The organism is Pantoea sp. X85 (genome assembly GCF_029623675.1).
GTDB lineage: Bacteria > Pseudomonadota > Gammaproteobacteria > Enterobacterales > Enterobacteriaceae > Pantoea > Pantoea leporis.
Genome location: NZ_CP121108.1, coordinates 1,219,445 through 1,232,303, shown reverse-complemented (window position 1 = coordinate 1,232,303; position 12,859 = coordinate 1,219,445). Strand labels below are relative to the sequence as shown.

Sequence of the window (12,859 nt, the reverse complement as noted above, 5' to 3'; positions counted from 1 at the left end):
AATACACACAACATCACAATCTGCGCAGTTTATGTTCTGCGCGACATCCATACGAAGGAGTTGGAACATGCAGATACGCAAAGTGGCATTATCTCTTTTGCTGTTGGGAGCAGCAGCGGGAGCGGCCCAGGCGGAAGATCTCACCGGTACCCTGAAAAAAATCAATGATAGCGGCGTGATCGTCGTTGGGCATCGTGAATCATCAGTTCCCTTTTCTTATTATGACAACCAGCAAAAAGTGGTTGGCTATTCACAGGATTATTCAAACGCCATCATCGCGGCTATTAAAGCCAAACTGAATAAGCCTGATTTGCAGATCAAAATGCTGCCGATTACTTCGCAGAACCGTATTCCTCTGTTGCAGAACGGAACTTACGATTTTGAGTGCGGTTCTACCACCAACAACCTGGAGCGCCAGAAGCAAGCGGCATTCTCTGACACCGTGTTCATCATCGGTACGCGTCTGCTGGTGAAAAAAGGCGGCGACATCAAAGATTTCCCTGATCTGAAGGGTAAAACCGTTGTCGTGACCTCCGGTACCACTTCAGAAGTTCTGCTGCACAAACTGAACGACGAGCAAAAAATGGATATGCGCATCATCAGCGCGAAAGACCATGGCGATTCTTTCCGTACGCTGGAAACCGGTCGTGCTGTGGCCTTCATGATGGATGACGCGCTGCTGGCAGGTGAACGTGCCAAAGCCAAGAAGCCAGACAACTGGGACATCGTGGGTACACCGCAGTCGAAAGAAGCTTACGGCTGCATGCTGCGTAATCAGGATCCACAGTTCAAACAGCTGATGGATGAAACCATTGCTAAAGCGCAAACCTCTGGCGAAGCCTCAAAATGGTTTGAAACCTGGTTCAAAAAACCGATTCCACCGAAGAATCTGAACCTGAACTTCGAACTCTCAAGCGATATGCAGGCCCTGTTCAAAGCACCGAACGACAAAGCACTCTGAATTAACAACGACAACAAGGGCAGCCCCGCTGCCCTCTCGATTGCTGAACATGCGGTGCGGACAGACAGACTGTAACAGGCCGTTCCCCTGAAGCAGGATGCAAAACACCGCTCAACAATCTTATGGGTAGCCTCGCTACCCTTTTTTTACCGGAGCTCGTTATGGGTATCGATTGGAACTGGGGCATTTTTCTTGAACAGGCCCCGTTCGGCAATACGACTTACCTCGGCTGGCTGTGGTCCGGTTTTCAGGTCACCATTGCGGTGTCCTGCTGCGCCTGGATTATCGCCTTCCTGGTAGGTTCCTTATTTGGCATTCTGCGTACCGTGCCCAACCGCCTGTTGGCGGCAATTGGCACCTGCTACGTGGAGCTATTCCGTAATATCCCGCTGATTGTGCAGTTCTTCTTCTGGTATCTGGTTGCGCCAGAACTGGTGGGCGAAAAGCTGGGCATGTGGTTTAAGTCGGAATTGGATCCCAATATTCAGTTCTTCGTCTCCTCGACGATTTGCCTTGGTTTGTTCACCGCAGCGCGCGTCTGTGAACAGGTACGCGCGGCGATTCAGTCGCTGCCACGCGGTCAGAAAAATGCCGGCCTGGCGATGGGCCTGACGCTGCCGCAAACCTATCGCTATGTGCTGCTGCCGAATGCCTATCGCGTGATTGTGCCGCCGATGACGTCGGAAATGCTTAATCTGGTGAAGAACTCGGCGATCGCCTCAACCATCGGACTGGTGGATATGGCGGCGCAGGCCGGCAAGCTGCTGGATTACTCCGCGCATGCCTATGAATCCTTTACCGCCATCACTCTGGCGTACGTCGGCATTAACCTGGTGATCATGCTGATTATGAGTGTGGTAGAACGCAAAATTCGCCTGCCTGGCAATATGGGAGGCAAATAATGTACGAGTTTGACTGGAGTTCAATTGTTCCCAGCCTGCCTTACTTGTGGAATGGGTTGATCATTACCTTCAAGATCACCGCGATTGCCGTGGTGTTTGGCATTATCTGGGGCACGATTTTGGCGGTGATGCGCTTGTCGCCGATTGCGCCGATACGCTGGTTTGCCAAGCTGTACGTCAACCTGTTCCGCTCCGTACCCTTGGTGATGGTGCTGCTGTGGTTCTATTTGGTGGTGCCCGCCTTCCTGCAACAGGTGCTGGGCTTATCGCCTAAATCAGATATCCGCCTGATTTCTGCCATGGTGGCATTTGCGCTCTTTGAGGCCGCGTACTACTCGGAAATCATCCGCGCCGGTATTCAGAGCATCTCACGCGGGCAGTCCAATGCCGCGCTGGCGCTCGGCATGACGCACTGGCAATCAATGAAACTGATCGTATTGCCGCAGGCGTTCCGCGCCATGGTGCCGCTGCTGCTGACGCAAGGCATCGTGCTGTTCCAGGATACCTCGCTGGTGTATGTACTGAGCTTGGCCGATTTCTTCCGCACCGCTTCAACCATAGGTGAGCGTGACGGAACCCAGGTTGAAATGATTTTGTTTGCTGGTCTGGTCTACTTTGTGATCAGCCTGAGCGCTTCGCTGTTGGTTACCTATCTGAAAAGAAAGAGGACGGTTTAAATGATTAGCCTGAAAAATGTTTCAAAGTGGTATGGGCACTTTCAGGTGCTGACCGACTGCTCCACCGAAGTGAAAAAAGGTGAAGTGGTGGTGGTCTGCGGTCCGTCTGGCTCAGGTAAATCAACGCTGATTAAAACCGTGAATGGCCTGGAGCCGATTCAAAAGGGCAGCATTCAGGTGACCGGCACCGAAGTGAATAACAAAAAAACCAACCTCGCTCAATTGCGTAGCAAAGTGGGCATGGTGTTCCAGCATTTCGAGCTGTTCCCTCATCTCAGCATCATCGAGAACCTGACGCTGGCGCAGGTCAAAGTGCTGAAGCGTGATAAAGCGGCCTCACGTGAGAAAGCGCAGGGCTTGCTAAAACGTGTTGGGCTCTCTGCGCACGCGGATAAGTTTCCAGGCCAGCTTTCCGGCGGCCAGCAGCAGCGCGTGGCAATCGCGCGTGCGTTGTGCATGGATCCGGTGGCGATGCTGTTTGATGAGCCGACGTCAGCGCTTGATCCTGAAATGATCAACGAAGTGTTGGACGTGATGGTTGAGCTGGCGAATGAAGGCATGACCATGATGGTGGTGACGCATGAAATGGGCTTTGCGCGCAAAGTCGCTAACCGCGTGATCTTTATGGATGAAGGGAAAATTATCGAAGACACCAATAAGGATGACTTCTTTAACAATCCGCAATCCGATCGTGCGAAAGACTTCCTGGCGAAGATCCTGCACTGATTAGCGCAATAAATTGCGCCGCTACGATAAGTGCTCGTACCCGTAGCGGCGCGATTCATCGCGCGGGGTTATTCATTCATAAAATCAGGGTTCAAACGGCTGGCGCTGGAACTGATCGTGCCCGCACTCCGGGCAGCGCGTTAAGCTCTCTGGCGTATAAATCGCCCGTGTGAAGCCGCACTTCTCACAGACTAAATTCCCCAGCCCCACCACTTCACCGCTCTGGTAGACGCCGTGATGGCGCAAATCCTGAAACACTTCACGCCACTCGAGCTGACTTTTATCGGTGATATCCGCCAGCTCTTTCCACAGGCTTTCACGAATCACGCGCAAAAACACTGAATCGCCGACCACATCAGAAGACTCCTGATAGCTCAGCGCAAACTCGTGTAAATCGCGCCGCACGGCGCGCATCACTTCATTGACCTCGGCGGGTGACAACGTTTTTTTCGCCAGCAAACTTTGCCGCGCCTCGGCCACCAACGCATCAACATCGCGCTCGCCATGATCCAATCGTTGGGATAATGCTTCAATCGTTGCACGGTATTCCTGCGCCACGTTATTCATTTTATTCTCCTTTCCGCTGCGGATACTGCTGTTAAGTTTAGCGGTTTTGTCACAATTGCATCGGCAGCAACCTAAGAAATCACAAAAGGGTGAAAGCGGCGGCGCATTCGGCAGAAATCCGGCCGGCGAGGGCGTGAAAAGTTGTTGAGGCGCAGCCTTATGGGTATGCTATGCGGATCTAAAAGTATGCTTAGCGATTTTCACAAAGGACCACAGGCAGCCATGCAAGAGCAATACCGCCCGGAAGAGATAGAATCCCGCGTCCAACAACACTGGGACGAAAACGAAACCTTTAAAGTGACCGAGCAGGAAGGCAAAGAGAAATATTATTGCCTTTCGATGCTGCCCTATCCTTCTGGCCGCCTGCACATGGGGCACGTACGTAATTACACCATTGGCGATGTGATTGCGCGTTACCAGCGTATGCTCGGCAAAAACGTTTTGCAGCCAATTGGCTGGGATGCGTTTGGTCTGCCAGCCGAAGGTGCTGCGGTGAAAAACAACACCGCGCCGGCGCCGTGGACGTACGACAACATCGCTTACATGAAGAACCAGTTGAAATTACTGGGCTTTGGCTATGACTGGAGCCGCGAACTGGCGACCTGCCAGCCAGAATACTATCGCTGGGAACAGTGGTTCTTCACTAAGCTGTATGAAAAAGACATGGTCTATAAAAAGACCTCGGCGGTGAACTGGTGCCCGAACGATCAGACCGTGCTGGCCAACGAACAGGTTATCGACGGCTGCTGCTGGCGCTGTGATACCAAAGTTGAGCGCAAAGAGATCCCACAGTGGTTCGTCAAAATTACCGCCTATGCGGAAGAGCTGCTCAACGATCTCGATAAGCTGGAAGATTGGCCGGAGCAGGTCAAAACCATGCAGCGCAACTGGATTGGCCGCTCTGAAGGCGTGGAAATCACCTTTGACGTTGCCAACAGCGCTGAGAAGCTGACCGTTTACACCACCCGTCCAGACACCTTTATGGGTGCAACCTATGTGGCGGTTGCCGCAGGTCACCCACTGGCGCAGCAAGCAGCTGCCACTAATCCTACGCTGGCTGAATTTATCGACGAATGCCGTACCACCAAAGTCGCCGAAGCCGACATGGCAACGATGGAGAAGAAAGGCGTGGCCACCGGCCTGTTCGCTATCCATCCGCTGACCGGTGAAGAAATTCCGGTGTGGGTCGCTAACTTCGTGCTGATGGAATACGGCACCGGCGCGGTAATGGCTGTTCCAGGCCACGATCAGCGTGACTGGGAGTTCGCTACCAAGTACAACCTGAACATTAAGCCGGTGATCCTGAATCTCGACGGTTCTGAACCGGACCTGAGTGCTGCCGCGATGACCGAAAAAGGCGCGCTGTTCAACTCGGGTGAATACAACGGTCTGGATCATCAGGCGGGCTTTAACGCCATCGCCGATGCGCTGGCTGCCAAAGGCGTGGGCGTGCGTAAAGTCAATTACCGTCTGCGCGACTGGGGCGTTTCCCGTCAACGTTACTGGGGCGCGCCAATTCCAATGGTGACGTTGGAAGATGGCACCGTGATGCCAACGCCAGAAGATCAGTTGCCGGTCATCCTGCCAGAAGACGTGGTGATGGATGGTATCACCAGCCCAATCAAAGCTGATCCTGAGTGGGCCAAAACCACCGTTAATGGCCAGCCTGCGCTTCGTGAAACCGACACCTTTGACACCTTTATGGAGTCATCCTGGTACTACGCGCGTTATACCTGCGCCAACTACCATGAAGGCATGCTGGATCCGGCGGCGGCAAACTACTGGTTGCCGGTCGATCAGTATGTTGGCGGTATCGAACACGCCATCATGCACCTGATGTATTTCCGCTTCTATCACAAGCTGCTGCGTGATGCTGGCCTGGTGAACTCTGATGAGCCGGCCAAACGCCTGCTGTGTCAGGGCATGGTGCTGGCTGATGCGTTCTACTACCTCGGCGTGAACGGCGAGCGTAACTGGGTTTCTCCGGTTGACGTGACCGTAGAACGCGACGAGAAAGGCCGCATCATCAAAGCCACCGACAACGAAGGTCGTGAAGTGGTTTACGCCGGCATGAGCAAAATGTCGAAGTCGAAAAACAACGGCATCGATCCCCAGCTGATGGTTGAGCGTTACGGTGCAGATACCGTTCGTCTGTTCATGATGTTTGCTTCGCCAGCAGAGATGACGCTGGAGTGGCAGGAATCGGGCGTTGAAGGTGCTAACCGTTTCCTGAAGCGCGTATGGAAACTGGCTTACGAGCACATTGCGAAAGGCGCGACCGTGGCGCTGGACGTCAATAACCTGAATGACGACCAGAAAGCGCTGCGTCGCGATCTGCACAAAACCATCGCCAAAGTGGCTGATGATGTGGGTCGTCGTCAGACATTCAACACCGCCATCGCTGCCATTATGGAGCTGATGAACAAACTGATCCGTGCCCCACAGGAGAGCGAGCAAGATCGCGCGCTGCTGCAGGAAGCGCTGGTCGCGGTGACGCGTCTGCTCTATCCATTCACCCCGCACGCCAGCTATGTATTGTGGCAAGCGCTGGGCGGCGAAGGCAGCATCGACGAAGCCAGCTGGCCGGTAGCCGATGAAGCGGCCATGGTGGAAGATTCGCTGCTGGTGGTGGTGCAGGTGAATGGCAAAGTGCGCGGCAAGATTACCGTTGCGCCGGATGCCACGCAGGAGCAGGTGCAGGCGCGTGCTGCGCAGGAGCATTTGGTGGCGAAATATCTGGATGGCGTCACCATTCGTAAAGTGATTTATGTCCCTGGCAAACTGCTTAACCTGGTCGTAGGTTAAGTTCAGGAGGAACTGTGCGACAACTGATTATCAGGCTGTTTGTCCTGCTTGCGGTAGTGATTACCGCAGGCTGTGGTTTCCACCCGCGCGGCACCACCTCGGTGCCGAGTGAGATGAAAACCCTTATCGTCCAGAGCGGCGATCCCTATGGCCCACTGGCACGTGCCGTGCGCCAGCAGCTGCGCATCAACAATGTCACCATCATTGAAGACAGCAAAGCGGCCAGCGCCAAATACCCAACGCTGCGTCTGGGTGCTGAAGGCCAGGGACGCGATACCGCATCGGTGTTTATCAGCGGTACCACCGCGGAATACTCGCTGGTGATGACGGTCACCGCACAGGTTCTGCTGCCGGGTAAAGGTATCTACCCGATCAGCACCACCGTGTATCGTTCTTTCTTCGACAACCCGAACGCCGCACTGGCGAAGGATGCCGAGCAAGATATGATCGTGCAGGAGATGCGTCAGCGCGCGTCCGAGCAGTTAGTACGTAAACTGCTGACCGTGCATGCCGCGCAGGAAAGCAACAAAGATACTTTGCCGCAGCCTGAGACGATTGCACCGGGACAGAACTCACCGGAAGTGTCCTCTTCGTCAGCTACCAGTCTGCAATGATCAGGATTTATCCTGAACAACTGAGCGCGCAGCTTCGAGAGGGGCTGCGCGCCTGTTATTTTCTCACCGGTAATGAACCTCTGCTGATTCAGGAAAGCGCGGATGCAATCCGTGCTACCGCCAGCGCACAGGGATTTGAAGAGCACTTCAGCGTTACCATTGATGCGCAAACCGATTGGGATGCGATCTTCGTTAGCTGCCAATCGCTCAGCCTGTTTACCCAACGCCAAACCCTGACGCTGCAACTGCCCGAAAACGGCCCCAATGCCGCTATCGCCGAGCAGTTAGTGAAACTCTCCACGCTGCTGCACAGCGATATTTTGCTGGTGCTGCGCCTGGCGAAACTGACCAAAGCGCAGGAGAACAGCGCCTGGTTCAAAGCGCTGAGTACGCAGGCGGTAATGGTCCCATGCCAGACGCCTGAACAGGCACAGCTGCCGCGCTGGGTGGCGAGTCGCGCCAAAGCGATGAAACTCAGCGTAGATGATGCGGCGATCCAGCTGCTTTGCTACTGCTACGAAGGGAATCTGCTGGCGCTGTCGCAGGCGCTGGAACGCTTATCGCTGCTGTGGCCGGATGGCAAATTAACGCTGCCGCGCGTGGAAGCCGCCGTCAACGATGCCGCGCACTTTACCCCGTTCCATTGGGTGGATGCATTGCTGGCAGGGAAAAGTAAACGCGCCCTGCACATCCTGCATCAGCTGGAGAAAGAGGACAGCGAAGCGGTGATTCTACTGCGCACGCTGCAACGCGATTTACTCACGCTGCTGCACCTGCAGCGGAATCAGGCGAAACAAGCGCTGCGCACGCTGATGGATCAGCAACGTATCTGGCAAAACCGTCGCGCGCTGTTTACCGAAGCTTTGCAGCGCCTTGATGCTCAGCGTTTACAGCGCGCGGTGCATTTGCTGGCAGAGCTGGAACTCAGCATGAAGCAGGATTACGGACAAAACCTGTGGCCGCAGCTGGAAACACTGTCGCTGCTACTGTGTCACCGCGATTTCCCATTGAGCTTTACTGATGTCTAAACTCTACGCTCTGTTTGGCGGCACCTTCGATCCGATTCACTACGGCCATTTGCGCTCGGTAGAAGCGCTGGCACAGCAAGTGGGATTAAAAAAGGTCACGCTGCTGCCGAACAACGTGCCGCCGCATCGCCCGCAGCCGGAAGCCAGTGCGCAACAGCGCGTTGAGATGCTGCGCTGTGCTATTGCCGATCGCCCGCTGTTTGATATCGATACGCGTGAACTGGCGCGTGCAACGCCGTCCTGGACAGTTGCCACGCTGGAAGCACTGCGTGCGGAACGCGGCCCAGAACAGCCCCTCGGGTTTATCATTGGTCAGGATTCTCTGCTAACGTTAGCCAAATGGCATCGCTGGCAGGATCTATTGTCGCTGTGCCATTTGCTGGTGTGTAAGCGTCCAGGTTACGCCGCGCAGATGGAGACGCCAGAGATGCAGCAGTGGCTTGATGAGCATCTCGCCGATGAGGTGCAGCAACTCCATCACGCACCGGCGGGACACATCTGGCTGGCGGATACGCCGCTGTTCGACATTTCCGCCACCGAAATCCGTCAGCGCCGCCATGCAGGCATCTCCTGCGCGGATTTACTGCCAGATGCAGTGATCGGCTACATCGATAGCGTTGGCTTATATCGCAGCTAAAGGCAGCATGCTATACTGCGCCGCTTCATTTTCGGCTACCTTTCTCGCATCGTTAGCCCGTCCGTAATCACCTGTTTTTAAGGGGAACCTTTTGCAAGGTAAAGCACTCCAAGAGTTCGTTATTGATAAGATTGATGATCTCAAAGGCCAGGACATCATTGCTATTGATGTTCAGGGCAAATCCAGCATCACCGATTGCATGATCATTTGCACCGGCACTTCAACACGTCACGTCGCTTCTATCGCCGATCATGTGGTGCAGGAATCGCGCACTGCGGGCCTTAAGCCGCTGGGTGTAGACAGCAAAACCGCCTCCGATTGGGTGGTCGTTGACCTGGGTGACGTGATTGTGCACGTGATGGAAGCAGAGAGCCGCCAGCTGTACGAGCTGGAAAAACTCTGGAGCTAAGACGTGAAACTGCAGCTTGTGGCCGTCGGCACCAAAATGCCCGACTGGGTTCAGACCGGTTTCATGGAGTATCTGCGCCGCTTCCCGAAAGATATGCCGTTTGAACTGATCGAAGTAACTGCCGGCAAACGCGGCAAGAACGCTGACATCAAACGCATTCTGGAAAAAGAAGGTGAAGCGATGCTGGCCGCCGTGGGTAAAGGCAATCGTATTGTCACGCTGGATATTCCCGGACAGCCGTGGGAAACCCCACAGCTGGCGCAGCAGCTTGAACGCTGGAAACTGGATGGCCGCGATGTCAGCCTGTTAATCGGCGGTCCGGAAGGACTGGCGCCCGCGTGCAAAGCCGCTGCTGAACAAAGCTGGTCACTGTCAGCGCTCACGTTGCCACATCCGCTGGTGCGTGTGCTGGTAGCGGAAAGCCTGTATCGTGCGTGGAGCATCACCACGAATCATCCTTATCATCGTGAATAAACGCCTGACAACCCCAGACAATAAATGTAGCGGATGAAATTACAGAGCAACGCCTTTCGCGATTACACTGCCGAACAGAAACTTTTTGTCCGCCGAGCATTGGTGGCTTTTGTTGGCATTCTGCTGCTCTCCAGCATTCTGGTGGTCAACATGTACCACCTGCAAATTCTGCGCTTTGACGACTACAGCACCCGTTCAAATGAAAACCGCATTAAGCTGGTGCCGGTGGCACCGAGCCGCGGCATTATTTTCGATCGTACCGGCGTCCCGCTGGCAGTAAACCGCACGATTTATCAGGCCGAACTGATGCCGGAAAAGGTCGACAACCTGAAGCAGACCTTGCAGGATCTGCGTCCGGTACTGGATCTGACCGACGACGATCTCGATGCGTTTGACAAAGAGCGTAAACGCTCGCGCCGCTTTACCTCGATTCCGGTCAAAATCGGTTTAAACGAAGTGCAGGTGGCGCGTTTCGCCGTCAATCAATACCGTTTTCCTGGCGTGGAAGTAAAAGGCTATCAGCGCCGCTACTATCCGTATGGCCAGACGCTGACGCACGTAGTGGGCTACGTCTCCAAAATCAACGATCGCGACGTTACGCGCCTCGATCAGGAAGGCAAATGGCCGAACTATGCGGCTACACATGATATCGGCAAACTCGGCATCGAAAACTATTATGAAGATGTGCTGCACGGTAAAACCGGTTATGAAGAGGTTGAAGTTAACAACCGTGGCCGCGTCATTCGACAGCTGCACGAGCAATCTCCGCAGGCCGGACGCGATATCTACCTGACGGTTGACCTCAAACTGCAGCAGTACATCGAAACCTTGTTGACCGGCAGCCGCGCGGCAGTGGTGGTGAGCGATCCACGCACCGGCGAAATTCTTGCACTGGTTTCTACCCCCAGCTACGACCCGAACCTGTTTGTCGACGGTATCTCGAGCAAAGATTATAAAGCGCTGTTAAGCGACGAAAACCGTCCACTGTATAACCGTGCGCTGCAGGCCTCCTATCCCCCAGCGTCAACGGTGAAACCTTACGTTGCCGTGTCGGCGCTGAGCGCAGGCGTGATCAACCGCAATACCAGCCTGTTCGATCCCGGCTGGTGGCAACTGCCCGGCTCGGAAAAGCGCTATCGTGACTGGAAAAAATGGGGCCACGGTCGCCTGAACGTCACTAAATCGCTGGAAGAATCGGCGGATACCTTCTTCTATCAGGTTGCCTACGATATGGGCATCGATCGCCTGTCAGAGTGGATGACCAAGTTTGGTTACGGCCATCGCACCGGCATTGATCTGCCGCAGGAGAGCGCGGGCAACATGCCCACGCGCGAATGGAAGCTGAAGCGCTTTAAGAAGCCGTGGTATCAAGGTGACACCATTCCGGTGGGTATAGGCCAGGGTTACTGGACCGCAACCCCCATTCAGATGAACAAAGCGATGATGATTCTGATCAATGACGGTGTGATCAAAGTGCCACACTTACTGCGCGCCACGCGTGAAGGCCAGGTGATGGTCCCCTATCGCCAGGTTCCGGATGCACCGATTGGCGATATTCATTCAGGTTACTGGGAAATTGCCAAAGACGGCATGTATGGCGTAGCCAACCGCGCTAACGGTACCGCACACAAGAGCTTTGCCGATGCGCCCTACAAAATCGCCGCCAAATCCGGTACCGCGCAGGTTTACGGACTGAAAGAAAATGAAGTCTATAACGCGCACAAGATTGCCGAACGTCTGCGTGACCATAAATTAATGACTGCCTACGCGCCTTACGATAAACCGCGCGTGGCCGTCACCATGATTCTGGAAAACGGCGGCGCAGGCCCGGCTGTCGGCACCGTGATGCGCCAGATTCTCGACCACATTATGTTAGGCGACAACAATACCGTGCTGCCAGAAGCCGCACCGACACCGCCCGGCTACGAAGGTGAATGACAATGTCCATGAACGATAGTCCGCAGAAAAGATCGATCTGGACGCGCATCCATATCGACCCCCTGTTTATGCTGATCATTCTCAGCTTGCTGACCTACAGCGCCATCGTCATCTGGAGCGCCAGCGGACAGGATCCAGGCATGACCGAGCGTAAGTTCGGGCAAATTGCCATGGGCATCATCGTTATGCTGGTGCTGGCGCAGGTGCCGCCGCGCGTCTATGAAAGCTGGGCGCCCTATCTCTATATTGTCTGCGTGATATTGCTGATAGCGGTGGACGCGTTTGGTCACATCAGTAAAGGCGCACAGCGCTGGCTCGATCTTGGTTTTGTGCGTTTTCAGCCCTCGGAGATTGCCAAGATTGCCGTGCCACTGATGGTGGCGCGCTTTATTAACCGCGATGTCTGCCCGCCGACGCTGAAAAACACCGGCATCGCGTTGATTTTGATTTTCATGCCGACGCTGCTGGTGGCGGCACAACCCGATCTCGGCACCTCGATTCTGATCGCCGCTTCCGGCCTGTTTGTACTGTTCTTATCCGGCATGAGCTGGAAGCTGATTGGTATCGCGGTATTGCTGGTCGCCGCCTTTATCCCGATTTTGTGGTTCTTCCTGATGCATGACTACCAGCGCGCCCGCGTGATGATGCTGCTGGACCCGGAAAGCGATCCGCTCGGCGCCGGTTATCACATCATTCAGTCGAAGATTGCTATCGGTTCCGGTGGCCTGCGCGGCAAAGGCTGGCTGCACGGTACCCAATCGCAGCTGGAGTTCCTGCCTGAACGCCATACCGACTTTATTTTTGCCGTTTTAGCGGAAGAACTGGGTCTGGTTGGCGTGTTGTTACTGCTGGTACTCTATTTGCTGCTGATCATGCGCGGACTGATTATCGCGGCGCGCGCGCAAACCACCTTTGGTCGCGTGATGGCGGGCGGTTTGATGCTGATTTTATTCGTTTATGTTTTCGTTAACATTGGCATGGTAAGTGGTATCTTACCGGTGGTTGGCGTACCGCTGCCGCTGGTGAGCTACGGCGGATCGGCATTGATTGTGTTAATGGCTGGATTTGGCATCGTGATGTCGATCCATACTCATCGAAAAATGTTATCTAAAAGCGTTTAA

Annotated in this window: 13 protein-coding genes; 12 read left to right on the top strand and 1 reads right to left on the bottom strand. The window is 54.6% G+C overall.

The genetic code is table 11. The annotated features are described in order from the left end of the window. Nucleotides 1-67: 67 nt before the first annotated feature. The 4 genes from P6287_RS05655 to P6287_RS05640 all read left to right on the top strand — a co-directional run bounded on the left by P6287_RS05655 (nucleotide 68) and on the right by P6287_RS05640 (nucleotide 3,266). Nucleotides 68-961 (top strand): glutamate/aspartate ABC transporter substrate-binding protein, encoded by an 894-nt coding sequence (locus tag P6287_RS05655; RefSeq protein ID WP_101763246.1) that lies wholly within the window; start codon nucleotides 68-70, stop codon nucleotides 959-961. Nucleotides 962-1,122: 161 nt separating this feature from the next. Beyond that, nucleotides 1,123-1,863, top strand: coding sequence for an amino acid ABC transporter permease (locus P6287_RS05650; RefSeq protein WP_061717388.1), 741 nt, complete (start codon nucleotides 1,123-1,125; stop codon nucleotides 1,861-1,863). Beyond that, the gene (gene gltK, locus P6287_RS05645; RefSeq protein ID WP_101763247.1) at nucleotides 1,863-2,540 is read left to right on the top strand and encodes a glutamate/aspartate ABC transporter permease GltK; all 678 of its coding nucleotides are present in this window, start codon (nucleotides 1,863-1,865) and stop codon (nucleotides 2,538-2,540) included. The genes P6287_RS05650 and gltK overlap by 1 nt, the downstream gene beginning before the upstream one ends. After that, nucleotides 2,541-3,266: an amino acid ABC transporter ATP-binding protein gene (locus P6287_RS05640; protein WP_008103661.1), complete on the top strand. Its 726-nt coding sequence runs from the start codon at nucleotides 2,541-2,543 to the stop codon at nucleotides 3,264-3,266. 84 nt (nucleotides 3,267-3,350) lie between these two features. On the opposite strand, the gene P6287_RS05635 is transcribed toward P6287_RS05640, so the two are convergent. Continuing rightward, nucleotides 3,351-3,833 (bottom strand): zinc ribbon-containing protein, encoded by a 483-nt coding sequence (locus P6287_RS05635; protein WP_007890691.1) that lies wholly within the window; start codon nucleotides 3,831-3,833, stop codon nucleotides 3,351-3,353. 222 nt (nucleotides 3,834-4,055) lie between these two features. Between P6287_RS05635 and leuS the strand changes: the two genes are divergently transcribed. The 8 genes from leuS (at nucleotide 4,056) to mrdB (ending at nucleotide 12,859) form a co-directional block, all read left to right on the top strand. Continuing rightward, the gene (gene leuS / locus P6287_RS05630) at nucleotides 4,056-6,638 is read left to right on the top strand and encodes a leucine--tRNA ligase (protein ID WP_277974644.1); all 2,583 of its coding nucleotides are present in this window, start codon (nucleotides 4,056-4,058) and stop codon (nucleotides 6,636-6,638) included. 14 nt (nucleotides 6,639-6,652) lie between these two features. After that, entirely contained in the window at nucleotides 6,653-7,252 is a 600-nt protein-coding gene (gene lptE / locus P6287_RS05625; protein ID WP_110865718.1) for an LPS assembly lipoprotein LptE, read from the top strand. Next, nucleotides 7,249-8,280 carry a DNA polymerase III subunit delta gene (gene holA, locus P6287_RS05620; RefSeq protein ID WP_110865717.1) on the top strand — a complete coding sequence of 344 codons (1,032 nt, stop codon included), beginning with the start codon at nucleotides 7,249-7,251 and terminating at the stop codon, nucleotides 8,278-8,280. Before lptE ends, holA begins: the two co-directional genes overlap by 4 nt. Next, on the top strand, nucleotides 8,273-8,917 hold the full coding sequence (nadD, locus tag P6287_RS05615) for a nicotinate-nucleotide adenylyltransferase (protein ID WP_277974643.1): 645 nt from the start codon (nucleotides 8,273-8,275) through the stop codon (nucleotides 8,915-8,917). The genes holA and nadD overlap by 8 nt, the downstream gene beginning before the upstream one ends. A gap of 91 nt (nucleotides 8,918-9,008) precedes the next feature. After that, a complete protein-coding gene (rsfS, locus tag P6287_RS05610; RefSeq protein WP_008103673.1) occupies nucleotides 9,009-9,326 on the top strand; it encodes a ribosome silencing factor in 318 nt (105 codons plus the stop codon). A 3-nt stretch (nucleotides 9,327-9,329) separates the two neighbouring features. Continuing rightward, complete coding sequence (rlmH, locus tag P6287_RS05605) at nucleotides 9,330-9,800, top strand: 23S rRNA (pseudouridine(1915)-N(3))-methyltransferase RlmH (protein ID WP_008103678.1); 471 nt, start codon at nucleotides 9,330-9,332, stop codon at nucleotides 9,798-9,800. A gap of 33 nt (nucleotides 9,801-9,833) precedes the next feature. Continuing rightward, nucleotides 9,834-11,738: a peptidoglycan DD-transpeptidase MrdA gene (mrdA, locus tag P6287_RS05600; RefSeq protein ID WP_101763251.1), complete on the top strand. Its 1,905-nt coding sequence runs from the start codon at nucleotides 9,834-9,836 to the stop codon at nucleotides 11,736-11,738. Between the two features lie 8 nt (nucleotides 11,739-11,746). Further along, nucleotides 11,747-12,859 carry a peptidoglycan glycosyltransferase MrdB gene (gene mrdB / locus P6287_RS05595; RefSeq protein ID WP_101763316.1) on the top strand — a complete coding sequence of 371 codons (1,113 nt, stop codon included), beginning with the start codon at nucleotides 11,747-11,749 and terminating at the stop codon, nucleotides 12,857-12,859.

Excerpts from the sequence above, each read along its gene's own strand:
- P6287_RS05655 (WP_101763246.1), top strand. The coding sequence starts at position 68 with ATGCAGATACGCAAAGTGGCATTATCTCTTTTGCTGTTGGGAGCAGCA.
- P6287_RS05650 (WP_061717388.1), top strand. The coding sequence starts at position 1,123 with ATGGGTATCGATTGGAACTGGGGCATTTTTCTTGAACAGGCCCCGTTC.
- gltK (WP_101763247.1), top strand. The coding sequence starts at position 1,863 with ATGTACGAGTTTGACTGGAGTTCAATTGTTCCCAGCCTGCCTTACTTG.
- P6287_RS05640 (WP_008103661.1), top strand. The coding sequence starts at position 2,541 with ATGATTAGCCTGAAAAATGTTTCAAAGTGGTATGGGCACTTTCAGGTG.
- P6287_RS05635 (WP_007890691.1), bottom strand. The coding sequence starts at position 3,833 with ATGAATAACGTGGCGCAGGAATACCGTGCAACGATTGAAGCATTATCC.
- leuS (WP_277974644.1), top strand. The coding sequence starts at position 4,056 with ATGCAAGAGCAATACCGCCCGGAAGAGATAGAATCCCGCGTCCAACAA.
- holA (WP_110865717.1), top strand. The coding sequence starts at position 7,249 with ATGATCAGGATTTATCCTGAACAACTGAGCGCGCAGCTTCGAGAGGGG.
- nadD (WP_277974643.1), top strand. The coding sequence starts at position 8,273 with ATGTCTAAACTCTACGCTCTGTTTGGCGGCACCTTCGATCCGATTCAC.
- mrdA (WP_101763251.1), top strand. The coding sequence starts at position 9,834 with ATGAAATTACAGAGCAACGCCTTTCGCGATTACACTGCCGAACAGAAA.
- mrdB (WP_101763316.1), top strand. The coding sequence starts at position 11,747 with ATGAACGATAGTCCGCAGAAAAGATCGATCTGGACGCGCATCCATATC.